Source organism: Methylobacterium sp. 285MFTsu5.1, assembly GCF_000383455.1.
GTDB lineage: Bacteria > Pseudomonadota > Alphaproteobacteria > Rhizobiales > Beijerinckiaceae > Methylobacterium.
This window is the reverse complement of sequence record NZ_KB911279.1, coordinates 110,404-133,290: the sequence shown is the minus strand read 5'-3', so window position 1 is coordinate 133,290 and position 22,887 is coordinate 110,404. Positions and strand designations below refer to the sequence as shown.

Annotated in this window: 23 protein-coding genes and 1 pseudogene; 16 read left to right on the top strand and 8 right to left on the bottom strand. The window is 73.3% G+C overall.

Going from position 1 to position 22,887, the window contains the following annotated elements:
• Positions 1-27 precede the first annotated feature (27 nt).
• A pseudogene (locus H288_RS0116565) lies at positions 28-519 on the bottom strand (VIT1/CCC1 transporter family protein); the annotation flags it as partial.
• A 295-nt stretch (positions 520-814) separates the two neighbouring features.
• Here H288_RS0116565 and H288_RS0116560 point away from each other — a divergent pair.
• The 3 genes from H288_RS0116560 to lpxK are packed head-to-tail and all read left to right on the top strand — an operon-like array spanning position 815 to position 3,908.
• The gene (locus H288_RS0116560; RefSeq protein ID WP_026605013.1) at positions 815-1,600 is read left to right on the top strand and encodes a lysophospholipid acyltransferase family protein; all 786 of its coding nucleotides are present in this window, start codon (positions 815-817) and stop codon (positions 1,598-1,600) included.
• Positions 1,597-2,928, top strand: coding sequence for a 3-deoxy-D-manno-octulosonic acid transferase (locus H288_RS0116555; RefSeq protein ID WP_026605012.1), 1,332 nt, complete (start codon positions 1,597-1,599; stop codon positions 2,926-2,928). The genes H288_RS0116560 and H288_RS0116555 overlap by 4 nt, the downstream gene beginning before the upstream one ends.
• Entirely contained in the window at positions 2,928-3,908 is a 981-nt protein-coding gene (gene lpxK / locus H288_RS0116550) for a tetraacyldisaccharide 4'-kinase (protein WP_020093696.1), read from the top strand. The genes H288_RS0116555 and lpxK overlap by 1 nt, the downstream gene beginning before the upstream one ends.
• A 3-nt stretch (positions 3,909-3,911) precedes the next feature.
• Here the strand turns inward: lpxK and H288_RS0116545 are convergent, their stop codons facing one another.
• On the bottom strand, positions 3,912-4,130 hold the full coding sequence (locus H288_RS0116545; RefSeq protein WP_020093695.1) for a DUF2093 domain-containing protein: 219 nt from the start codon (positions 4,128-4,130) through the stop codon (positions 3,912-3,914).
• Positions 4,131-4,192: 62 nt separating this feature from the next.
• Positions 4,193-5,179, bottom strand: coding sequence for a bifunctional riboflavin kinase/FAD synthetase (locus H288_RS0116540; protein WP_020093694.1), 987 nt, complete (start codon positions 5,177-5,179; stop codon positions 4,193-4,195).
• A gap of 276 nt (positions 5,180-5,455) precedes the next feature.
• Between H288_RS0116540 and H288_RS0116535 the strand changes: the two genes are divergently transcribed.
• The 6 genes from H288_RS0116535 to H288_RS0116510 all read left to right on the top strand — a co-directional run bounded on the left by H288_RS0116535 (position 5,456) and on the right by H288_RS0116510 (position 9,582).
• Positions 5,456-5,839: a response regulator gene (locus tag H288_RS0116535; protein ID WP_012317888.1), complete on the top strand. Its 384-nt coding sequence runs from the start codon at positions 5,456-5,458 to the stop codon at positions 5,837-5,839.
• 110 nt (positions 5,840-5,949) lie between these two features.
• Entirely contained in the window at positions 5,950-6,483 is a 534-nt protein-coding gene (locus tag H288_RS0116530) for a protein phosphatase CheZ (protein WP_020093693.1), read from the top strand.
• A 133-nt stretch (positions 6,484-6,616) separates the two neighbouring features.
• A complete protein-coding gene (locus H288_RS0116525) occupies positions 6,617-7,405 on the top strand; it encodes a creatininase family protein (protein ID WP_020093692.1) in 789 nt (262 codons plus the stop codon).
• 70 nt (positions 7,406-7,475) lie between these two features.
• Positions 7,476-8,225, top strand: a complete 750-nt coding sequence (locus tag H288_RS0116520) for a DUF1223 domain-containing protein (protein WP_020093691.1) — start codon at positions 7,476-7,478, stop codon at positions 8,223-8,225.
• A 110-nt stretch (positions 8,226-8,335) separates the two neighbouring features.
• Complete coding sequence (locus tag H288_RS0116515; protein ID WP_020093690.1) at positions 8,336-8,893, top strand: sigma-70 family RNA polymerase sigma factor; 558 nt, start codon at positions 8,336-8,338, stop codon at positions 8,891-8,893.
• On the top strand, positions 8,893-9,582 hold the full coding sequence (locus H288_RS0116510) for an NrsF family protein (protein WP_020093689.1): 690 nt from the start codon (positions 8,893-8,895) through the stop codon (positions 9,580-9,582). The genes H288_RS0116515 and H288_RS0116510 overlap by 1 nt, the downstream gene beginning before the upstream one ends.
• A gap of 63 nt (positions 9,583-9,645) precedes the next feature.
• Here the strand turns inward: H288_RS0116510 and H288_RS0116505 are convergent, their stop codons facing one another.
• Positions 9,646-10,137 (bottom strand): YcgN family cysteine cluster protein, encoded by a 492-nt coding sequence (locus tag H288_RS0116505; protein WP_020093688.1) that lies wholly within the window; start codon positions 10,135-10,137, stop codon positions 9,646-9,648.
• A gap of 312 nt (positions 10,138-10,449) precedes the next feature.
• Here H288_RS0116505 and H288_RS0116500 point away from each other — a divergent pair, with 312 nt between their 5' ends.
• The 4 genes from H288_RS0116500 to H288_RS0116485 all read left to right on the top strand — a co-directional run bounded on the left by H288_RS0116500 (position 10,450) and on the right by H288_RS0116485 (position 15,160).
• Positions 10,450-12,747, top strand: coding sequence for a PBP1A family penicillin-binding protein (locus tag H288_RS0116500; protein WP_020093687.1), 2,298 nt, complete (start codon positions 10,450-10,452; stop codon positions 12,745-12,747).
• 4 nt (positions 12,748-12,751) lie between these two features.
• Entirely contained in the window at positions 12,752-13,435 is a 684-nt protein-coding gene (locus tag H288_RS0116495) for a DUF1214 domain-containing protein (protein WP_020093686.1), read from the top strand.
• Complete coding sequence (locus H288_RS0116490; RefSeq protein ID WP_020093685.1) at positions 13,423-14,097, top strand: hypothetical protein; 675 nt, start codon at positions 13,423-13,425, stop codon at positions 14,095-14,097. The genes H288_RS0116495 and H288_RS0116490 overlap by 13 nt, the downstream gene beginning before the upstream one ends.
• Before the next feature lie 97 nt (positions 14,098-14,194).
• Complete coding sequence (locus H288_RS0116485) at positions 14,195-15,160, top strand: cysteine synthase family protein (RefSeq protein ID WP_020093684.1); 966 nt, start codon at positions 14,195-14,197, stop codon at positions 15,158-15,160.
• A 67-nt stretch (positions 15,161-15,227) separates the two neighbouring features.
• Here H288_RS0116485 and H288_RS0116480 read toward each other — a convergent pair whose 3' ends face one another.
• Both H288_RS0116480 and H288_RS0116475 read right to left on the bottom strand, forming a co-directional pair.
• The gene (locus tag H288_RS0116480; RefSeq protein WP_020093683.1) at positions 15,228-16,055 is read right to left on the bottom strand and encodes a hypothetical protein; all 828 of its coding nucleotides are present in this window, start codon (positions 16,053-16,055) and stop codon (positions 15,228-15,230) included.
• Between the two features lie 53 nt (positions 16,056-16,108).
• Positions 16,109-16,321: a hypothetical protein gene (locus H288_RS0116475; protein WP_020093682.1), complete on the bottom strand. Its 213-nt coding sequence runs from the start codon at positions 16,319-16,321 to the stop codon at positions 16,109-16,111.
• A 436-nt stretch (positions 16,322-16,757) separates the two neighbouring features.
• On the opposite strand from H288_RS0116475, the gene H288_RS0116470 reads away from it, so the two are divergent.
• Both H288_RS0116470 and gshB read left to right on the top strand, forming a co-directional pair.
• Positions 16,758-17,051: a hypothetical protein gene (locus H288_RS0116470; protein ID WP_020093681.1), complete on the top strand. Its 294-nt coding sequence runs from the start codon at positions 16,758-16,760 to the stop codon at positions 17,049-17,051.
• A 46-nt stretch (positions 17,052-17,097) separates the two neighbouring features.
• Positions 17,098-18,054: a glutathione synthase gene (gshB, locus tag H288_RS0116465; protein WP_020093680.1), complete on the top strand. Its 957-nt coding sequence runs from the start codon at positions 17,098-17,100 to the stop codon at positions 18,052-18,054.
• Between the two features lie 10 nt (positions 18,055-18,064).
• Here the strand turns inward: gshB and H288_RS0116460 are convergent, their stop codons facing one another.
• The gene (locus tag H288_RS0116460) at positions 18,065-19,600 is read right to left on the bottom strand and encodes a sodium:proton antiporter (RefSeq protein ID WP_020093679.1); all 1,536 of its coding nucleotides are present in this window, start codon (positions 19,598-19,600) and stop codon (positions 18,065-18,067) included.
• Positions 19,601-19,657: 57 nt separating this feature from the next.
• Positions 19,658-21,103: a carbohydrate porin gene (locus H288_RS0116455; protein WP_020093678.1), complete on the bottom strand. Its 1,446-nt coding sequence runs from the start codon at positions 21,101-21,103 to the stop codon at positions 19,658-19,660.
• A 122-nt stretch (positions 21,104-21,225) separates the two neighbouring features.
• On the opposite strand from H288_RS0116455, the gene H288_RS0116450 reads away from it, so the two are divergent.
• Complete coding sequence (locus H288_RS0116450) at positions 21,226-22,824, top strand: gamma-glutamyltransferase family protein (RefSeq protein ID WP_020093677.1); 1,599 nt, start codon at positions 21,226-21,228, stop codon at positions 22,822-22,824.
• The last annotated feature ends 63 nt before the right edge of the window (positions 22,825-22,887 follow it).

The window sequence follows — 22,887 nt, the reverse complement described above, 5'->3', positions numbered from 1 at the left end:
CCCGCATCGCGGGCGCGGCGCGTCCCGTCAAGCGCTTCCGATCAGCATCCCGACCACCAGCACCAGCGCGCCGCCGAGCATGATCTGCAGGGCCGCGCGCCAGAACGGCGTCGCCATGAAGCGCGTGCGGATCGCCGCGATGACCGCGAGTTCCACGATCACCACCAGAACCGCGAGGCTCGTGGCCAGGACGAACGGGTTCGGCCAGCCGGCCGGCAGCGTGTCGGGGATCGCGTAGGGCAGCGTGTGGCCGAGGCCGCCCAGCGTGGTCATCGCCCCGCAGACTAGGCCGCGCAGCCACGGATCGCCGCGGCCGGTGACGGCGCCGTCGTCCGACAGGGCCTCGGTGAACCCCATGCTGATGCCGGCCCCGACCGAGGCCGCGAGCCCCACCAGGAAGGTCGCGCCGTTGTGACCGGTGGCGAAGGCCGCCGCGAAGATCGGCGCGAGGGTCGAGACCGAGCCGTCGATCAGGCCGGCGAGGCCGGGCTGCACGTAGCGCAGCACGAAGGCGCGGCGCGCCTCGGCGTGCAGGTCGGCGGCGCTGTCGAGGGCGGCGGCCATGCGAATCTCCTTCTTTGGATCCATTCCAATCTATAGTCTGGAATTGATCTAAACAAGGCCCGCTGCCGTGTTTTCGCCGCGCCGCGGGAGCATCCGCGGCGTCGGAACGCCCGCCGATCCCGGCGGCCTAACCGTGTGGTTGTGGACGAGGCCGATTGTCTCGTCTCCGGAGCGGGAGCTAGACCATGCGCGGTCGAATTCGATCCGGACCTGATCGGGCGGCGGCACGCCGGCCCGCCCCAAGCGTGACATGAGCCTCGGTAAGCGTCTCCTCCGTAAGCCCCCTGTGCAGCGCCTCCTCGGCCGTCTCGCGGCGGCCTATCTGCGGCTCGTGCGCCTCACCAATCGCTTCGAGATCCACGCGGGCGAGGCGTCCGCGGGCGCGGCGGACGGGTGGATCGACGCGCGCACGCCGCTGATCCTCGGCATGTGGCACGGCCAGCACATCATGATGCCGCTCCTGCGCCGACCGGGCGACCGCGTGGCGACGATCATCTCGCGGAACCCGGACGGGAACATCAACACCATCGCGCTGGAGCGCTTCGGCGTCCGCGTGATGCGCGCCTCCGGCGCCCGCGGCCGCGGCCGCGCCACCGATCAGCGCGCCAAGGGCGGCGCGGAGGGCTTGCGGGCGATGCTGCGGGCGCTGAAGGCCGGCGAATCCGTGGCCTTCAGCGCCGACGTGCCGAAGGTTTCCCGCCGGTGCGATGCCGGAATTCTCACCCTCGCGCGCTTCTCCGGCCGGCCGATCGTCCCGGCGGCCGTGGTGACGAGCCGGCACCTGCGCTTCAATTCGTGGGACCGGGCCTGCCTCGGGCTGCCCTTCGGCCGCGGCGCGATCGTGCTGGGCGACCCGATCTACGTCCCGCGGGACTGCGAGGGCGAGGCATTCGAGACGCTCCGCCGCTTCGTCGAGGCCGAGATGAACCGGGTCCACGCCCGTGCCTACGCGCTCGTCGGGCGCTCCGACCGGGCGGCGCTCTACCGCGACCAGGTCCCCGAGATCGGCCAGGCGCCGGTGGGAGACCTCGCGTGAGGCGCCCCTCCGTGACCCTGCCGCTACAGGCCTACCGAGCCGGCCTGCGCATCGGCGAGCCGGCGCTGACGGGCCTGCTCGCGTGGCGCGCGCAGCGCGGCAAGGAGGATCCGCGCCGGCTCCCGGAGCGGCGGGGCCTGCCGGGCCGGGCCCGGCCGGTCGGGCCGCTCGCCTGGATGCACGGCGCCAGCGTCGGCGAAGCCCTGTCGCTGATCGGGCTCGTCGAGGGCATGATCGCCCGCGGCTTCTCGGTCCTCGTCACCACCGGCACGCGCGCGGCCGCCGAGCTGGTCGGCGTCCGGCTGCCTCCGGGCGCGGTGCATCAGTACATGCCCCTGGACGCGCCGCGCTGGGTCGGACGGTTCCTCGCCCACTGGCAGCCGGACCTCGCGGTGATCGCCGAGTCGGAGATCTGGCCGAACACGATCCTGGCGCTCGACGAGCGCGAGATCCCGCTGATCCTGGTCAACGGGCGCATGTCGGAGCGCTCGTTCCGGGGCTGGGAGCGCTGCCCGCGCACCGCGAAGGCGCTCCTGGCGCGGATCGCGATCTGCCTCACGCAGACCCAGGAGGACGGCGAGCGCTTCGCCAAGCTCGGCGCGCCGCGGGTGAGCATCGCCGGCAACCTGAAATTCGACGCCTCGGTGCCGCCGGCCGACGCGCAGCAGCTCGCCTATCTGGGATCCATGGTGGCCGGCCGGCCGGTCTGGGTCGCGGCAAGCACGCATTCCGGCGAGGAGGCCATGGTCGCCTACGCGCACGCGATGCTCAAGGCGCAGTTCCCCCAGCTCCTGACCATCATCGCCCCGCGTCACCCGGCCCGGGGGGGCGAGGCCGTCGCCTGCGCGAACGCCGTCGGCCTGCGCAGCGCGCTGCGGTCCACCGGCGGGCGGCCCCATCCCTCGACCGAGGTCTACGTCGCCGACACGATCGGCGAGCTGGGCTTGTTCTACCGCCTCAGCCCCCTGGTGTTCCTCGGCGGCTCCCTGGTTCCGCGGGGCGGCCAGAACCCGATCGAGCCACTGCGGCTCGACTCGGCGGTGCTTCACGGGCCGCACACCGAGAATTTCGGCGTGATCTACCACGCCCTCGACCGCGCCGGCGGCGCCATGCCGGTGCGCGACGGCGTCGAGCTGGCGGCGGTCGCCGCCGAGCTCCTCGGCGACCGGGAGCGCCTCGCCGACATGGCCCGCGCCGGGCAGCGTGCCCTGGAGCCGTTCGAGGGGGCGGTGGCGCGCACGCTCGCGGTCCTCGACCCGTTCGTGGCGCAGATGAAGCTCCAGCGCCTCGATCGCGGCAGCCCCGCGCGCCCGCTCGCGCGGGCCTGATGCGACCGCCGGCCTTCTGGGCCGCGGGGCCGGATCATCCGGCCGCGCGCGTCCTGGCGCCGGTCGGCGCGGCCTACGGGGCGCTCGTGGCGCGGCGGATGGATCGCCCCGGCGCGCGGGCCGGCTGTCCGGTCCTGTGCCTGGGCAACTTCACCCTCGGCGGTGCCGGCAAGACGCCGGCCGCCCTGGCGGTCGCGGGCCTCGTCGCCGAACTCGGCGCCGCGCCGGCCTTCCTGTCGCGCGGCTACGGCGGCCGGCTCGCGGGTCCGGTGCGGGTCGATCCCGCGCACCACGCCGCCGCCGATGTCGGCGACGAGCCGCTGCTCCTCGCCCGCCTCGCGCCCGCGATCGTCGCCCGCGACCGCCCGGCCGGGGCCGCCCTGTGCCGGAGCCTCGGCGCCGACGTCGTCGTGATGGATGACGGCTTGCAGAACCCGAGCCTCGCGAAGGACCTCAGCCTCGCGGTGGTCGACGGTCCCGCCGGTCTCGGCAACGGCTTGCCGTTCCCGGCGGGGCCGCTGCGCGCGCCGCTCGCCCGGCAATGGCCGCATGTCGGCGGCCTGATCGTGATCGGCGACGGGGCCGGGGGCGCCGCGGTCGCCCGGGCGGCCGCGCGGCGCGGCCTGCCGGTCCACAGGGCGCGCCTCGTCCCGGAGACGGACGATCTGGCCGGCCGCCGTTGCCTCGCCTTCGCGGGGATCGGCCGCCCGGAGAAGTTCTTCGCGACCCTGGCCGAGGCGGGGGCGGTGATCGTCGGGACGCGCCCCTACCCCGACCATCATCCTTACCGGGCGCGCGAGCTGGCGGCGCTTTCCGAGGCGGCCCGGCGCCTCGACGCCGCGCTCGTCACCACCGAGAAGGACGCGGTACGCCTGCCGCCGGCTTTCGCGGCAGGCGTGCGGGTGCTGCGCGTCCGCCTCGCGCTCGACGACGCGGCCGCCCTGCGCCGGCAGATCCGCGGCGCGCTCGGCGCGCCGTGACCGTCAGGGGCGGCCGGTTTCCTTGAGCCGCCTGAGGATCGCCTCGGGGGAGACGTAGGCCTCCTGGCGGGCGGCGCTCCAGTAGCGCAGGGCGTCCAGCGGGATCGGCTCGCCGGTCACCGCGCAGCGCACGAAGCTGCCGGGCTTGACCACCCGCATGGTGCCGTCGCCGTACTCGACGACCGCCTCGCCGTTGTTCGCGCGCTCGTAACGACCCAGCACGTCCGCCTCCTGCTCGATGGTGCCTTCTACACGATCCGCGCGCGCCGCGATGCCCGCGGGGCTCAGGTCAGCATCGACGGGGTCTCATCCCGCGCCAGCATGGTCCGGGCCGCGGCCGCGTCGACATGCATCCGCTCGACCAGCGCCTCGGCGCTGGCGAACCGCTCCTCGCCGCGGATGTACCCGACGAACTCCACGGCGATGTCCTGCCCGTAGAGATCGCCGGAGAAGTCGAACAGGTAGGTCTCCAGCAACGGTGCGCCGTCGTCGAAGGTCGGGCGGCGGCCGTAGCTCGCCACGCCGTCGCGGAACGCGCCCGAGGCCAGGCGGACCCGCACCGCGTAGATGCCGTGCGCGAGCCCGCAATCGGGCAGCATCACGTTGGCGGTGGGGAAACCCAGCTGGCGGCCGCGCTTGTCGCCGTGGCGGACCGCGCCGAGGACGAACCAGCGGTAGCCGAGCAGCGCGTTGGCGCGGGCGACGTCGCCGGCCGCGAGGGCCGCGCGGATCGCGCTGGAGGAGACCGGCTCGGTCTCGCCGCCGAGGGCGACCGGCGCCACGATGCGGCAGCTCATCCCCGCCTCCCGGCAGAGGTCGGCCAGGATCGCGGGCGTGCCCTCGCGGCCGCGGCCGAAGTGGAAATCGTGTCCGACGACCACGCCGGACAGGCCCAGCGACCGCTTCAGGAAGTCGAGCACGAAGGCGCGGGCGCCGGTCTCCGCCAGAGCCCCGTCGAAGCGGCGCACGATCAGCCCGTCGAGGCCGAGATGCGCGAACACGATCTCCTTGGCGGCGAGGCCGGTCAGCCGGAACATCGGCGCGTCCGGCGTGAAGTAGGCCCGCGGGTGCGGCTCGAAGGTCAGGATCGCGGACGGCCGGCCGGCCGCGCGGGCGGCGGCGCGCACGCTGTCGACGAGCATCCGGTGCCCGAGATGGACGCCGTCGAAGTTGCCGATCGCCGCCACGGCCCCGGCCAGGGCCGGCGGGACGGGGGCGTCGGCGCGGCAGATCGTGAAGGGTCGCGCGGCCGTGTCGTCGCCTGTGGCCATCGGTTCGGGTCGAGTGCTCGGAAGGGTCGGATAGGGTCGCCTGACATGTCCGCGAGGGGCCCGACGCGGCCGGACCCTGCCGAAAGGCGCCCGGAGGGTCAAGCGAGGCGACGCCGCGCGGGCGGCCATGCGCCGCCCGCGCCGATTAACGGCTTCGCAATGCGCATGCCCTATTTGAAATGCTGTGCAGCGCAGCTAAATTGCAGCGTTAGCGAAGCGTTAATCTATCCGGGAGCCGCCGCGGCTTCCCGCCGGGCAATACGGAGCAGTTGTTCGATGGCTCTCGACCTGAGCATGCCGATCCTCGTTGTCGACGATTACCAGACGATGGTCCGCATTATTCGCAATCTACTGAAGCAGCTCGGCTTCGAGGAGGTCGACGACGCTTCCGACGGGACCGAGGCGCTCGCACGACTGAAAGGTCGCAAGTACGGGCTGGTTATCTCCGACTGGAACATGGAGCCGATGACCGGCTACGAGCTGCTGCGTCACGTGCGCGCCGACGAAAATCTTCGGACGACGCCGTTCATCATGGTGACGGCCGAATCGAAGACCGAGAACGTGATCGCGGCCAAGAAGGCCGGCGTGAACAACTACATCGTCAAGCCCTTCAACGCGGCCACGCTGAAGTCGAAGATCGAGGCGGTCTGCGGCAGCTGACCGGCCTCCCGTCTTCGACCACCGCGCGTCCGGACGGATCGCTCCCGCGCCGCCGGACGCCGAGTCGTGGCGCGGCCGGCGAGGACGGCCACAGATCCGAGGAGGAGAGCATGTCGTCAGCCGCCGCACGGCAGACCGATCTGCGGCTTCGCGAGCCGCAGACCGTGATCTCCGAGCTGATCGAGATCGCGGATTACATCGCCCATCTCCGCGAGGAGATCGGGGCGCTGCGCGCGAACGAGATGAGTCGCGACCGGATCCCCATGGCGCACGAGGAGCTCGGCAGCGTCGTGGAGGCGACCGCCGGCGCCACCAACACCATCATGGAGGCCGCCGAGGCGATGCTCGGCCTGCCCGACGGGCCGGGCTACCGCGACGCGGTCGAGGAGCGCATCAACACGATCTTCGAGGCCTGCGCGTTCCAGGACATCACCGGCCAGCGGATCGCCAAGGTGGTCGAATCGCTGCGCCTGTTCGAGCAGCGCCTCGCCCGCTTCGTCGGCGCCGTGAAGGCCCGCGACGCGGCCTCCATGGATCCCGCCGAGCGTGCCCGGCGGACCCGGGCCGAGGACCTCATGCTGAACGGCCCGCAGGCCGTGGACGCCACGCCTTCCCAGGACGACATCGACGCGCTGTTCGCCTGACGCGATCCGGGCCGGCGCGGGACCGGTTGCCTGAGGAAGGATCGCCGGCGCGACGGTCGACTCGGCGCCGGCCTGCCGGCTAGATCGCCTTCCGGACCCGCCGCATGCGGGGCGGGCGGAGGCCGCGGCAGAGATGACGGCGCAGTTCTGGTCCGAGCTGACCACCGAAGACTTCACCCAACGGGACATAGGTCGCGCGATCGCCGTCCTGCCGGTGGCCGCCGTCGAGCAGCACGGTCCCCACCTCCCCCTCGCGACCGACACCGTGATCGCCGAGGGCTACCTCGCCCGGGTGCGCGACGGCGTGCCGGCGGATCTCGACGTGCTGCTGCTGCCGGTCCAGCCGGTGGGCAAGTCCGACGAGCACGACGCGTTTCCCGGCACGCTCTCCCTGGAGACCGGAACGGCGCTGTCCGCCTGGACGGGCATCGGCGCGGCCGTCCACCGCGCCGGCTGCCGCAAGCTGGTGATCGTCACGAGCCACGGCGGCAACAGCGCGCTCATCGATCTCGTGGCGGGTGAGCTGCGCGCCCGGTTCGGCATGGTCGCGGTCACGACATCCTGGGCGCGGCTCGGCTATCCCGAGGGTCTGTTCCCGGCGGACGAGATCGCCCACGGCATCCACGCCGGCGGCATCGAGACGGCGCTGATGCTGGCCCTGCGGCCGGACCTCGTCCGGACGGACCGGGTCGCGGATTTCCCGCCGCGCACGCTGTCGATGATCCGCGACTTCACCCACCTGCGCGCCGGCCGCCCCGCCGCCTTCGCGTGGAAGGCCGGCGATCTCCAGGCTTCGGGCGCCATGGGCGACGCGCGGCTCGGCACGGCCGAGGCGGGCCGCGCGGCGCTCGACCACGGCGCCCGGGCCTTCGTCGCCCTGCTGCGCGACGTCGACGCCTTCGAGCTCGCGCCGCCGGTGTAACCGCCGCCGCGCCGCCGCCGAAGGAGCCGGTACGCCGGGTCCGAACCGCCGGCGTGCGGGAGTTCCGGCCATGCGCCCTGCCCTCTTGATCGCCGCCGCCCTGCTGTGCGGCAGCCTCTACCCGGCCGACGCGGCGGAGCGCCCCGTCGTCGTCGAGCTGTTCACCTCGCAGAGCTGCTCCTCCTGCCCGCCCGCGGAGGCGCTGATCGGCCGCCTCGCCCGCGAGCCGGCGGGGGCGCAGGGCGATGTCCTGCCGCTCGCGTTCCACGTCACCTACTGGAACCATCTCGACTGGCGCGATCGCTACGCCCTGCCGGCCGCCGCCGCCCGCCAGGAGGCCTACGCGGCCCGTCTCGGCGGACCCACCTACACGCCGCAGGCGGTGATCGACGGGCAGGTCGGGCTGGTCGGCTCCGACGAGGCCGGCCTGCGCGCCGCGATCGCGCGCGCCCGGCAGGCCGGGCCCGGCATTCCCGTGACGCTGGCCCGCGACGGCGAGCAGGTCGTCGCGCAGATCGGTGCCGGGGCCGGCGGCGCCGCGGGCCGCGTCCTCCTGATCGGGTACGATCCGAGCCACACCACCCGCGTGCTGCGCGGCGAGAATGCCGGGCGCACCATCGAGCAGGCCAACATCGTCCGGTCGGTGCGCGACCTCGGGCGCTGGTCCGGCTCCGCCGCGACCTTCGCGTCGGCGCGTCCCGAGGGCGAGACGGCGGCCCTGCTGCTCCAGTCCGAGGACGGGCGGATCCTGGGCGCCGCGCGCCTCGCCGCGTCTCCCGCAACGTCGCACGCCGCGACGGTCCGGGAGGCCGTGCGATGATCTTCGCCGTCCCGGGCGGGATGCCCGCGCGCGGCTGGGTGCTGGCGTCGGGATCGGACCGTGGGGTAGACACGCCGCGTGCCGGGGGACGGAACGACGGCGGAGCCCGGATGGCGCTCGAACAGGAACTGGCGACCCTGATGGCGGCGGCCCAGGGCGGCGACGCGGCCGCCTATCGCGCGCTGCTGAAGGCCTGTCTGCCCGTGGTCTCGGCGATCGCGCGGGCGCAGGGCGTGCGCGGCGAGGCGGTGGACGACGTCGTGCAGGACGCGCTGATGACCGTCCACCGGGCTCGGGCGAGCTACGATCCGGCCCGGCCGTTCCTGCCCTGGCTGCGCGCCATCACCCAGCGGCGGGCGATCGACCGGCTGCGCCGCGCCGGGCGGCGCCCGCGGGAGGTCAACGACCCGCTGGCCTACGAGGCGGAGGTCGATCCGGGGCCGGCCCCCGGCCACGGGCTGGAGGCGCGGGACCGGGCCGCCGCCCTGGCCAGGGCGGTGGCGGCCCTGCCCGACGGCCAGCGGCAGGCGGTCGAGCACCTGGGCCTGCGCGAGCTGTCGCTCGACGAGACCGCCGCCCTCACCGGCCGCAGCAAGGGGGCCCTCAAGGTGAACCTGCACCGGGCGCTGAAGGCGCTCCGGGCCAGCCTGACGCAGGAGCGGGAGTGATGCCCGGAGAGGGGAGCAACTGGGCCGGCGGCGACCTGTCCCGCCACGAGCGGCTGGTCGAGGAACTCGCGGTCGGGCTCGAACCCGTGCGGCCGCTGCCGGCCCCGGAGGCCCGCGCGGCCCTCTGGCTCGGCGTGACGCTTCTGATCGGCGTGGTCCTCGCCGCCTGGGTCGGGACCGGCGGCTTCATGCTGCGCATGCATGTGCCGGATCTGGCCCTCGCGGCGGTGGGCGCCGTACTGACGGCGATCACGGCCGCCTACGCGGCCTTCGCCACCAGCGTGCCGGGACGGTCCGGCCGCTGGGCGCTGCTGCCGCTGCCGCCCCTCGCCCTCTGGGTCGGGGCGAGCGGCCTGGGCTGCCTGCGCGACTGGATCGCGCCGGGGGCCGACCTGCCCGGCGAGCACGCGATCACGGGCTGCTTCAGCTTCCTGATCTGCGTCTCGGTGCCGCTGTCCCTGCTGATCGTCGTGATGCTGCGGCGCGCCTGCCCGCTGCGGCCGAACCTCACGGCCGCCCTCGGGGGGCTGGCGGTGGCGGCGGCGGCGGCGGCGCTGCTGATGCCGGTCCACCCGCACGACGCCACCGCCACGGACCTGCTGTTCCACGCGGCGGCGGTCGCCCTCGTGATCGCGGCGAACGGATTGGCCGGAGGCCGGCTGCTCGGCCGGCACGCCGGGGCCGGCTAGGGCGTACCGACCGAGGCTCGCGAACTCGGCCGATCGCTCGAGGGGACGTCCGGTGCGGTCGCTTCACACCGCGCCGGGATCGAGGCCCGGCCAAGCCACGATCCGGTCCGGCAACTCGTCCTCCGAGAATTCCTCCTCGTTGCCGGCGAGCCGGCCGCGGACCGAGATGCCCGCCTCGTGCACGCTCGCGGCCCGGCCGGAGACCAGGGGGTGCCACGGGTAGAGCGGCTGCCCGTCGCGCACGAGCCGGTACGCGCAGGTCGGCGGCAGCCAGGCGATCGACCGCACCGCCTCCGGCGTCAGGCGCACGCAGTCGGGCACCCGCTTCTGCCGCCGCGCGTAGTCGCGGCACCGGCAGGTGAGGCCGTCGAGCAGGGTGCACCCGATATCGGTGTGATGGACCTCGCCGGTATCCTCGTCCTCGAGCTTCATCAGGCAGCACCGGCCGCAGCCGTCGCACAGGCTCTCCCACTCGGACGGGGTCATGGCTTCGAGCGTCTTGGTCCGCCAGAACGGCTCGACCGCCCCGCGGCGCGGCGCCTCGGGCTTGGGCATCGGGAAAGTCTCTCGGATGGGAAGCCGCCTCTCTGCCCGAGGCGCAGCACCGCTGCAAGCGTGGCAGCCGAGTGTCGCCGACGGCCGCCCTGCGATTGCCATGCGACCGGATCGCCCCGTCGTGCGTTACGGCCAAGCTCGTCCGCGGCGAATCACGAGACTGCGCAGAGCCTCGCCGCCGGTTCCGGATCCTGCTATGGACGTCGGATGCCGTGCGGTGGCGCCGGCAGGGTTCGTGTCCGCGGCGCGGGCGCCCGACCATCCGCCGCCAGGTTCCGCCGCAGAGGCGCTCGACAAGCCGGGTTCGACATCGTGCGCCTGCCGACGTTCACCGAGATCAAGGTCCGCCTCGAACGCGCCGCCCTCGCCTTCGACGCCTGGGTCAACGCGAGCCTGTACGACGGCGGCCAGTCCACGGGTCAGGCCTACGAGCGCTTCCAGCGCGTCATGAGCCGCTTCGCGGTGCGCGGCTGGAAGCGCGTCGCCCTCGACCTGACGAGCGAGGGAGTGACGATCGGGACCGGCGGCGCCATCCTGATGCTCGCGCTGGCGCAGCCCGCCTTCCAGCTCACCAGCGAGAACTGGCTGAAGCAGCAGGATCTGGCCGTCACCTTCCTCGACCGCTACGGCACCGAGGTCGGGCGGCGCGGGATCAAGCACGACGACTCGCTGAAGCTCGACGACTTTCCCGACATCATGATCAAGGCGCTGGTCTCCACCGAGGACCGGCGCTTCTACGAGCACTGGGGCATCGACCCGATCGGCACGCTGCGGGCGCTGGTGAACAATTCCCGCGGCGGCAGCGGGACGCAGGGCGGGTCCTCGATCACCCAGCAGCTCGCCAAGAACCTGTTCCTGACGAACGAGCGCTCGCTGGAGCGGAAGGTCAACGAGGCCTTCCTGGCCCTGTGGCTCGAGAGCCATCTCACCAAGAACGAGATCCTGAAGCTCTACCTCGACCGCGCCTACATGGGCGGCGGCACCTTCGGCGCGGTGGCGGCGGCGGACTACTATTTCGGCAAGCCGCTCAAGGACATCAGCCTCGCGGAGGCCGCCATGCTGGCGGGCCTGTTCAAGGCGCCGACCAAGTACGCCCCGCACGTCAACCTGCCGGCGGCCCGCGCCCGGGCGGCGGACGTGCTGCACAACATGGTGGAGGCGGGCTTCGTCACCGAGGGCCAGATCCAGACGGCGCTCCGAAACCCGGCGACGCCGGTGACCCGCACCCGCGACATCACCGCCGACTACTACCTCGACTGGGCCTTCGGCGAGATCAAGGCGATGGCCGACGCGGGCAAGCTGCGCAACGACCGCGTGCTGACCGTGAAGACGCCGCTGGACCTCGCGATCCAGAAGCGGGCCGACGAGGCGGTGGCCGACATCCTGCGCAAATCCGGCGACGCCTACGACGTGGACGAGGCCGCCATGGTGATCCTCGATCCCGACGGGGCGCTGCGCGCCATGGTGGGCGGCGCGGATTACGGCGAGAGCCAGTTCAACCGCGCCACCGACGCGCTGCGCCAGCCCGGCTCCTCGTTCAAGCCCTACGTCTACTCGGCCGCGCTCGCCTCCGGGCTGTTCAAGCCCGACACGACGGTGGTCGACAGCCCCGTCTGCATCGGCAACTGGTGCCCGCAGAATTACGGCCGCTCCTATGCCGGCCGGGTTCCGATGTGGCTCGCGGTGGCGAAGTCGATCAACACGATCCCGATCAAGATCTCCATCGCCCTCGGCAAGGCGATGGGCATCAGCCATGAGGCCAAGGCCGCCAAGGCGGGCCGCGCGAAGATCACGGAACTCGCCCACAAGATGGGCATCACCTCGAACCTGATCGACACGGTCTCGATGCCGATCGGCTCGGACGAGGTGACGGTCATCGACCAGGCGGCGGGCTACGCGGTGTTCGCCAACGGCGGCTTCCGCGCCAAGCCCTACGCGGCCATCGAGGTGAAGAACTCGTCCGGCGAGGTGATCTACCGCCACGCCGACGAGGCGCCCGAGCGGGTTCTCTCGCCCCAGGTCGTGGCGGACATGAACTTCATGCTCAACAAGGTGGTCGAGGAGGGCACCGGCAAGCGGGCCCAGCTCGAGGGCGTGAAGGTGGCGGGCAAGTCCGGCACGACGAACGCCTACCGGGACGCGTGGTTCGTCGGCTACACCGGCAATTACGTCGGCGCCGTCTGGTTCGGCAACGACGACCACACCTCGACCAACAAGCTCACCGGCGGCTCCCTCCCGGCCCAGCTCTGGCACGACGTCATGGAGCCGGCCCACCAGGGCATCGAGATCAAGGGCCTGCCCGGCCTGAAGGAGAGCCCGCGCGCCGCCCAGCAGCAGGCCTCCGGCGGCCCGACCGCGCCGACCGATCCCAATGCCAGCGCCTACGGCAAGCTCTCGCGCCGCTCCTTCGAGGTGATCAGCGGCCTGAACGGCCTGTTCCGCACCGTCGAGCGCGCGCCCGGCTCGGCCGCGGACGCGCCTGCCGGCGCCGGAAGCGCGCCGAGGACCGGCCGGAAGCCCGGCGACCGGGCGGCGGCGCCGCCGTCGGGTCAGCTGCGCGAGGTCGCCGAGGGCGCCCGCCCGGTCGGCGGCTTCACCGAGGTGCGGTGAGCGCATGAAGCTCACGATCCCCGAGGCGCTCGGTCGGACCTCCGTGTTCGCCGGCGCCCCACGCAACGGCGCTGCGCGCTTCGTCCTGCGCCTCTGGCGCAAGAGCTCGATCGCCGGCCTCGCCGCCTACACCCTGGCGCTGGGCGCCGTCCTGGGACTCGCCAGCGCCGACTGGGCCACGAGCGGCGGCTACCCGTTCGGCGGCGTGCAGGTCGGAGCCTGGACCGCGTGGCCGCGGGCCGGCGCGGCGAATGCCGATCCCTACACCCGCGCCGTCAACGCGCGCCGCGGCGAGATCCCCCTGGCGGTCGGTGAGGGCCTGCTTCTGACCGCGGCGGTCGATGATTCCGGTCAGGCGCTCGACGCGACCTGCACGTACCGGATCGGCGGCGCGACGCCGCCCGCCCGCGCCTGGACCGTCACGGTCGCCGGGCGCGGCGCGCGCGAACCCGGCCGCGCGCCGCTGCGCGAGGGCTTCACCTCCACGGAAGTGCTGCGCACGGCCGACGGGCGCTTCACGATCACGCTCGCGCCGGATGTCCAGCCGGGCAACTGGCTCCCGAGCCCGCGGGCGAGCGGGCCGGTCCGCCTCGCCCTGCGCCTGTACGATACGCCGGTCGCCGCCAGCGTCGGGTCCCTCGACCGAAGTGCCGTGCCGGCCATCACCCGCGTGGGGTGCGCCCCGTGAGCCTGCGCTTCGTCTACGCCACGCTGATCGGCCTCGTGCTCGCCGGGATCGTCCACATCGCGGCGGTCCTGGCGATCCCCGCCCTGTCGGAGGCCGACGCGGTCTCGCGCGCCCGCACCAGCGAGAACTTGGACCATCCGCAATCGATCTACGCGGTCGCGACCGGCGACGACCCCTCCCCGCCCGAGGCGTGGCTGCCGATCCCGGATCCGGCGGTCGCCGTGGGCGTCTGCGCCTACAACCTCGCGGACGGGCCCATGCGCGTCTCGGCCCGCACTGGTCCGCTGTCGCTCTCGCTCGCCGCGCATGCCCGCCGCGGGGCGTTCTACGCGGTGACCGATCAGGCCGCGGTCCGCGGGGCTCTGGATCTCGTGATCCTGACCCGGGCGCAGTACGACGAGGCGCTGGCCGACGACGATGAGAACGATCCGAGCCGCGACGTGCGCATCGTCGCGCCCGACGCGCGCGGCTTCGTGGTGGTGCGGGTGATCGCCGGTCTCCCGAGCCAGAGGCCCGCCGCCAACGCCGCCGTCCAGGCCGTCTCCTGCACCACCGACACGCCGACGGACGATGCGTCCGCGGGCAAGGACACGCCCGGCAAGGACACGCCCGGCAAGGACGCGTCGGGCAAGGATGCGTCGGGCAAGGGAGCGGGACGCTGAGCGAGGACGCCGCACGGGTCCGCGGCGCCGGTCGACCGGTGCCGAGCCCCCGCGGCCCCGCGTTCTCCCGGATGACGGCGCCGGCCCCGCCGACGCGATGACTGCAGCCGCCGCGACGATGCCGTCCTCGGCCGCCGGGATCACGCGATCCGCCCTCGATCTGATCGGTAACACGCCGCGCGTCGCCCTCGACCGCGTCCATCCCGGTCCGGGCCGCATCCTCGCGAAGGCCGAGTTCATGCAGCCCGGCGGCAGCGTCAAGGACCGCGCCGCCCGCGCCATCCTGCTGTCCGCGCGCGCGGACGGCCGCCTCGCCGCGGGGGCGCCCGTGGTGGAGATGACCAGCGGCAACATGGGGGCCGGCCTCGCGGTGGCCTGCGCGGCCCTGGGGCACCCGCTCGTGGTCACGATGTCGGCCGGGAACAGTCTCCAGCGCGTGCGGATGCTCGAGGCGCTCGGTGCCGAGGTCGTGCGGGTGCCGCAGGTGGACGGCGTCCCGGGGCAGGTCACCGGCGCCGACGTGCGGGCGGCCGCGGATGCGGCGGAGCGCGTCGCGACCGAGCGGGGCGGCTTCTACATCGACCAGTTCCATGCGCCGGAGGGCGTGCGCGCGCATCGCGACACGACCGGACCGGAGATCTGGGCGCAATCGTCCGGCCGGGTCGATGCCTGGGTGGCGGCCGTGGGCACGGGCGCGACCTTCCTCGGCGTGGCCGCGGCCCTGCGCGCGCGCAACCCGTCCCTGATCTGCGCCGCGGTCGAGCCGGCGGGCTGTCAGCCCCTCGGCGGATTGCCGGTCACGAAGCACCGGCACCTGATCCAGGGCACCGGCTATGGCAGCGTCCCGCCGCACTGGACGGCCGGCCTGATGGACCTGTCCATCCCGGTGACCGACGCGGCGACCGAGGAGTGGCGGCGGGCCCTGGCGACGCGGGAGGGCCTGCACGTCGGCTACTCGGCGGCGGCCAACGTCGCGGCGACGGTCGCGCTGCTGTCGTCCGGGCGCCTCCCCAGCGACGCGACCGCCGTGACCGTCCTCTGCGACACCGGACTGAAGTACTAGGGCCGGCGGAGTCCGGCCTCCGGCCATCCGCGCGGCACGACCCTCATCCTCGGGCGGCCTCGAGCGCTCAGTATTTGACCACCAGCGGTTCCGCCTGCGCGACCGGTGGGGGCGGCAGCGGAAGCGGCCCGAGGCCGCACCGGGCCGCGGCGTCCGGCGGCAGGAGCGGGTCGAGCAGGTTGCGGCGCGCGGCCAGCATCAGGATGGACCGCTCGGCCGAGACCGATTCCGGCACCGGCGCGGCCGCGAACAGGTGCTCCAGCGCGAACCGGTAGCGGGCGAGCCGCAGGCCGGCCTCGAAGCGCACCCAGGCGATCAGGCAGCGGTTCTCGGCGACCCGCTGGACGGCATCCCGCACGGCGGCGTCGTCGAGGGTCTTGGCGAAGGGCAGGCTGCGCAGGCGAGCGGCATCCGCGTCGATGACGCGGGCGGCCAGCGCTACGAAGAGCGGGATCAGCCGCGCGTCGGCGGTCACGTCGTCGCTGAGCTTCCGGTAGCGGGAGACTGGGGAGCGGGACGGCTCCTCCGTCAGGGCCTCGTAATAGGCGCCGACTTCCTCGTAGCGCCACGTCGGCGGGAGCGCGTGGGCGCTGGCGAGGCCGAACACCGTGTCCTGGAAGGCCGTGAAGTTGCTGGCCGGCGCGACGAACCGCCACGCGCGGTCGCGCAGGGTCAGTTCGTCGTCGGTGAGGCCGGAATCGAGCAGGACGCGCCCGCGATCCCGGGTGCTGAAGCTGCCCGTCGTGTCGATGAGCCCGTTCCAGACCCCCGTGCGCGGCCGGCCGAAATCGCCGCTCTGGGTGCAGGCCGCGAGCAGGGCGAGCGCGGCGCCGGCGGGGGCGAGGCGCAGCGCGGTGCGCGCGCGGTCGGGCTGCCGGCGATCCGGGGCTGACATGGGAGAACCGTCGGTGGTGTCGCGCGGCCGGGGGGACATGCGCGGGGACGTCCTCAGGACGCGAGGCGCTCGTAGCGCACGCCGAGGAACAGGAGGATCTCGCCGCGCCGCTCGCCGGAGCGCGGGATCCGGCAGGTCCGCCGCACCTCCGCGCCCGGGAACGGGATCAGGGTGGCGGACGGGGCCTGCGCAGCTCTGCGCGCCGGATCGGCGACGGGCTTCGACGAACGGGCTTCGCCGGTCTCCAGCGGCTTGATGACGGTCATGGTCTCCGGCTCCTGTCGGCGGTCCGAGCATCTGGCCCGGGCCCTTCGGAGGGCGTCGGCAAGGGCTACCGAAACAATCCAGCACGACGTGGTTAACGGAGTCTTTCCGGGCCCCCGCCGGGAATCTCGGTGCTGGCAGGAGTTGGCGCGTGAATTGCGTGGGTGTTCGCGCCCATGGCGGGCGTTTCCTCCCTTCGACTTGAGGCCCTGTCCGATCCGGACGGGGCCTTCTTATGTGCGGACGGCCCGCCGGGCGGCGGCGCTGTGCGACCCGCGCGCCACACCGCGGCGAAGCGTGGCCGCGACGTTGCCGCGCGGAACCCGTCGGGACCCTCGGCGCTTGCCTACCGCCCGGCCCGACCGATATGCCGGGCACGGGCGATGGCGGGACCGCCGTGTCGGCTCTCCGCCCGATCGAGATTGAGGACACCGCTGAATGCGACTGGTTCCGGAACGATCCCTGCGCGCCTTCCGCCGCCGCGGCTTGGCTACTGCGGCGCTGGCGCTGTTCGCGCTGACCGCCGGCCCCGCCTACGCCCAGCGGGAGGATCAGGGCCTGCAGCTCGGCTGCGCGAACGACTATTTCCGCCTCTGCGCGGGCGTCGATCCGAACAGCCAGGACGCGGATCGCTGCATGATGCGCAACCGCAAGCGCCTGTCCCCGGAATGCCGGGCGGCGATCGGCGACTACGACAAGCGCACGGGCAGCAAGTCCCTGTCCGACGATTGAGACGGGACCCGGTCGAGTTGCCCGCCGTTGGCGAGAGGCGTTTGGTATGAGCCTGACCGTCGCGGTCCAGATGGACCCGATCCAGAATATCCGGATCGCGGGTGACACCACCTTCGCCCTGCTGCTGGAGGCCCAGCGGCGGGGGCACGCGCTCGTCTACTACACGCCCGACCGGCTCTCGATGCAGGGCCGGCGCGTGACGGCCCGCGTCGAGCGGCTGAGAGTGCAGGACGTCGAGGGCGCGCACTTCACCCTGGCGCCGCCGGAGCGGATCGACCTCGCCGAGGCGGACGTGGTGCTGATGCGCCAGGACCCGCCCTTCGACATGGCCTACATCACGGCCACCCACATGCTCGAGCGGATCCATCCGGAGACCCTTGTGGTCAACGATCCCTTCGAGGTGCGCAACGCGCCCGAGAAGCTGTTCGTCCTCGACTTCCCCGAGCTGATGCCGCCGACGCTGATCAGCCGCGACAAGGCGGAGATCGAGGCCTTCCGGCTGGAGCACGGGACCGTGGCGATGAAGCCGCTGCACGGGCACGGCGGCGCGGCCGTGTTCAAGGTCACCGAGAAGGACCCGAATTTCGGCTCGATGTTCGACCTGTTCGCCACGACCTTCCGGGAGGCCTGGGTCGTGCAGCGCTACCTCGACCGGGTCACCGAGGGCGACAAGCGCATCATCCTGGTCGACGGCGTCCCGATGGGGGCGGTCAACCGCGTCCCGGCCGCGAACGACATCCGCTCCAACATGGTCCGCGGTGGCGCCGCCTCCGCCTCCGAGCTCACCGACCGCGAGCGCGAGATCTGCGCCACGATCGGCCCGGAACTGGCGCGGCGGGGCCTGATCCTGGTGGGCATCGACGTGATCGACGGGCACCTCACCGAGATCAACGTCACCTCCCCCACCGGCATCCGGGCGATCCAGCGACTCGGGGGCCCCGACCTGTCGGTCGCGGTCTGGGACGCGATCGAGGCCCGGATCGCGGCGCGCAAGGGCGTCTGACGGGGCGCGCTCAGGTCTCCGCGCGCGGGGTCGCGCTGAGCTCGGCCCAATCGAATTCCTCCTCCAGCAGGTAGTAGGCGTCGTCGCCGATCCGCCCCTGGCGGCGCAGGGCGAGCACCGCGTCGCGGGCGGCCTCGACGGCGCGCCGCCGCGCGGCATCCGCCGGCAGGCTCTCCGGCGCCAAGCCCTCGTCGTGCGCCTCGGCCTCCGCGAGGGCCGCGCGGAACTCGGCGCGCAGGGCGTCGGTCGCCGGCTCGTTCTCGGCGTCGGCGAGGCTCTCAAGGGCGGCCTCGTAGGCCGCCGCGCGGGCCCGACCGGTCTCCCGGCCCACCGGATCATCGTCCTCCAGCCGCAGACGGGCGAGCAGCGGCCGCAGGGTCAGGCCCTGGATAATCAGGGTGCCGAGCACCGTGACGAAGGCGGTCACCACCACGAGATCCCGGTGCGGGAACTCGGCAGGCAGCGCCAGGGCGGCCGCCACGGTGACGATCCCGCGCATGCCAGCCCACGACAGGGCGATCCCCGGGCCCAGCCGCGCCGGGGCGCCGGCCTGCCGGAGGCCGAACCCGCGGATCCCTGTGGTCGGCATCACCCAGGCGAGGCGGGTCAGGACCACGGTGGCGAAGGTCGCGCCCGCGAGGATCAGCGCCTGCCACGCGTCCGCGCCGCTCAACCGATCCCGGATCGGGTCGATCTGGATGCCGATCAGCACGAAGGCCAGGACGTTGAGCACGAACACCGCCGTGTCCCAGACCGCGTAGGAGATCACCCGGGCGCGGGGCGCGGTGACGCCGGGTGCCCGGCGGGCGACCGTCACCGCGAAGGTCACGATGGTCAGGACCCCCGACAGCTCCAGCCGCTCCGCGGCGAGCCAGATCCCGAAGGCGGCGACGAACTGGAGCACGATCGCGCTCGCCGGATCGGTCACGCGCCGGGTCACGGCCACGAACAGCAGGCCGAGGCAGGGGCCGACGACGAGGCTCGCGACCACACCCAGGAGGAAGGCCGGCGCCACCTCCGCCGGGTGGAAGGTGCCGGCCATCGCGGCCGTCACGCCGAGCCTGTAGATCAGCAGCGAGGCCGCGTCGTTGAGCAGGCTCTCGCCGCGCAGGATCGTGGCGAGCCGGTGCGGCATCGGCGCGTGCTTGAGCACCGCCAGCGCCGCCACGGCGTCGGGCGGCGCGACCACGGCGCCGAGCACGATGCAGGCGGAGAGCGGCATGTCCGGCACGACGAGCCGCGCCACGACCGCGACCGCGACGGTCGTCACCGCCACGGCCCCGACCGCGAGCCCGAGCACCGCGCGCCAGTTCTCCTTCAGGTCCCGCACCGAGGCATCGAACCCGGCATCGAGCAGGACCGGGGCCAGGAACAGGGCGAGCGCCAGTTCGGGATCGAGCCGCAGGTTCGGGACGCCGGGCACGAAGGCGAGGCCGACGCCGCCCAGCGCCAGGAAGGCGGGATACGGCGCACCGAGCCGGCGCGCGACGCCGGCCAGGAGGACGGCGCCGAACAGGACGCCGACGACCCACTCGAAAATCAACATGCTGCTGAAAGAGGTGGAGGCCCGGGAGCGTTCCGGGTGCCGCGGTCGCAGGCCGGCTCAGTACTGCACGGTCGCGCGCAGGCCGAGCACCGCCGCGTTGCGCAGCCGGCGCCCGTCCGGACCTGCGACGCCGGCACCGGGCCGGATGACGTACTGCGCGTCGGGCTGCACCGTGAAGCCCGGCACGACCACCGCCTGATAGGTCGCCTCGATCACCGCCTCGGCGCGGCGGCGCGGCATCGGCATCCCGGTGTAGAGGATCGTGTCCCGGTCGGCCCGCTGGGCGTCGTCGCCGATGCGGGCGTAGGCGAAGCTGAGTCCGATCGTGTCGTCGTCGCGCCCCTCGAACAGGCCCTTGTAGGCGAGGCCGGTATCCACGTAGGCGTCGATCAGGCTTGAACGCGTGGGCGACCACGCCGCGCGCACGAAGAAGCCCAGGCCCTCGTCGTCCTTGCCGGATTCCCGGTAGAGGGTCTGGTCGTAGATCGCGTAGAGGCCGGCATTGCCGCGCACCGGCCGTCCGATCCCGGTGGCGTTCGGGTCGGCCAGCGGCACGCCGGTGATGTCGAAGCGCAGGCTGTCGAACCGGCCGAAATGCTGCCAGCCGCCGAGGGTGATGTCCCCGGGCAATCCCCGGGCGCCGGGCGCGATGTTGTACGCGTAGGTGGCCTCGGCGATGACCAGGGCCGGATCGCGCAGGCGGAAATTCGTGCCCGTCCGGTCGAGGCGCTGCGCCTCCGGATCCCGACCGGGGCGGTTCGCGCCGGCCGGATCGCCGTCGTAGAGGCCGACCTGCAGGGAGAAGCCGTTGCCCGGCACGTACTTGGCCCGGATCGCCGGCGCCGCGAGCGGGTAGGCCGGGCCGCCGCTCGGCAGGTCGAGCCCGGTGATGGCCGGCCAGCCGAAGGTCGAGTTCACGAACAGGGTCGCGGTCTGGCTGACGAAGAACTCGGTATCGGCGGCCTGCTGGCCGATCCGGATCCCGAGCTTTCCGTCCATCAGGCTCTGGTCGAGCCAGAGAACGTAGAGCCGCGTCGACGGCAGCGCCTCGATGACACTCGTCGTGAGCAGGTTGCCGACATAGTAGCGCGACAGGCCGGTGCCGTGGATGAAGTAGGTGTTGGCGTGGACCGTCGCGCCCTGCCAGCCCGCGAGCTTGTCGAGGTCAAGGTTGAGGCGCAGGTTGAGGCGGTCCTCGACGATCGCGCCCTGCCGCAGGCCGCCGACCGGGTTGCCGAGCACGTCGAGGATGTAGGTCAGGCTGTACTCGATGCCCCGCTCCTTCAGGACCGGGCGGATCCCCAGCGGATCGCCGAGCGGGCCGAGCGAGGGTTCGACCGAGCGGACGTAGCCGCCGGAGGCTTGGCTGGTGGTCTCCGGCTGGGAGACCGAGACGCGCGGATCGGCGCCCGCGCCCTCGAAGACCGAGGGCACGTGCTGCTGGGCCGCGGCGGGCACGGCCGACAGGGCCAGGGCAAACAGGGCTATGAGCTTCCGGACCATGGGCCGCTTGTCGGCGACAGTGCGGGCCGCAGGATAGCACGGCGTGCTGGTCGAGCACGCTCGACCTTTGCAGGAGCCGCGCGCTCGCCTAACCCTGCGGCCGGTACACCACAGGACCGTCGATGCCCGAGACCCCCGTCTTCACGTCCGCCGCCGTCGCCGCGCCCCACAGCCTCGCCGCCCAGGCGGGGCAGACCGTCCTGGCGCAGGGCGGCAACGCCATCGAGGCGATGGTGGCGATGGCCGCCTCCATCGCGGTGGTCTACCCGCACATGAACGGCATCGGCGGCGACGGCTTCTGGCTGGTGCGCGAGCGCGGCGGGCGGGTGCGCGGCATCGAGGCCTGCGGTCCGGCCGGGCGCCTCGCCACGATCCCGCGCTACCGCGAGAAGGGCTACGACGCGATCCCCGCCCGCGGCCCCGACGCGATGGTGACGGTCGCCGGCGCGGTGGGCGGCTGGCGCCTCGCCCTGGAGCTGGCGCGGGCGCTGGGCGGCCGCCTCCCGCTGGAGACCCTGCTGGCCGACGCGATCGCGCAGGCGCGGGCCGGCGTGCCCGTCTCCCCGTCGGAGGCGCGCTACGTGCCCCAGGAACTCGACACGCTCCACAACGCCCCGAACTTCGCGCGGACGTTCCTGAAGGATGGCAAGCCGTTCCCGGCCGGCGAGACCCGGAGCCTCCCGCTGCTCGCCGCCACCCTGGAGCAGCTCGCCCATGCGGGCCTCGGCGACTTCTACCGTGGCGATATCGGCCGGGAGATCGCCGCCGACCTGGAGCGCCTCGGCGCGCCGGTCACCCGGGCGGATCTGGAATCCTTCGCGGCGGTCGAGCGGGCGCCCCTGTCGATCCGCCGCCGCGACGCGACGCTCTACAACTTCCCGCCGCCGACCCAGGGGCTCGCGGCGCTCCTGATCCTCGGGATCTTCGACCGTCTCAACATCGCCGAGCCCGAGACCACGGCCCATTACCACGGGCTGATCGAGGCGACGAAGCGGGCCTTCGCGATCCGCGACCGGGTGGTCACCGATTTCGCCCGCCTGCGGCACGATCCCGCCACCTTCCTGACCCCGGACCGGCTCGCCCGCGAGGCCGCGCTCGTCGACATGGGCCGCGCCGCCGGGGTGCCCCTGCCCGATCCCGGTCACGGCGACACGGTCTGGATGGGCGCCATCGACAAGGACGGCCGCGCCGTCTCCTACATCCAGTCGGTCTACTGGGAGTACGGCTCCGGCACGGTCCTGCCCGCCACCGGCATCTGCTGGCAGAACCGGGGCATGTCGTTCTCCCTCGACCCGAAGGCCGTGAATCCCCTGGAGCCGGGCCGGCGCCCGTTCCACACGCTGATCCCGGCGCTCGCCGCCTTCGACGACGGGCGGGTGATGAGCTACGGCAGCATGGGCGGCGACGGGCAGCCGCAGTTCCAGGCCCAGATCTTCACCCGCTACGCCGATTACGGGATGTCGGTGGCGGACGCGGTCGACGCGCCGCGCCTGCTCTACGGGCGCACCTGGGGCGCGCCCTCCCTCAGCGTGAAGGTGGAGGATCGGTTCGATCCGGCCTGCATCGCGGCCCTCGGCCGACTCGGCCACGAGATCGAGGAACTCGGCGGCTCCTACATCGACTCGCTCGGCCATGCCGGCATGCTGGTCCGCCATCCCCGGAACGGGCGGATCGAGGCGACCCACGACCCGCGCTCGGACGGCGGCGCGCTGGGTCTCTGATACCGTTTCTGATCGACCCTTCGGCGGCCGTCGCGCCCTTCGTCATCACGCGCGCAGCGCAGT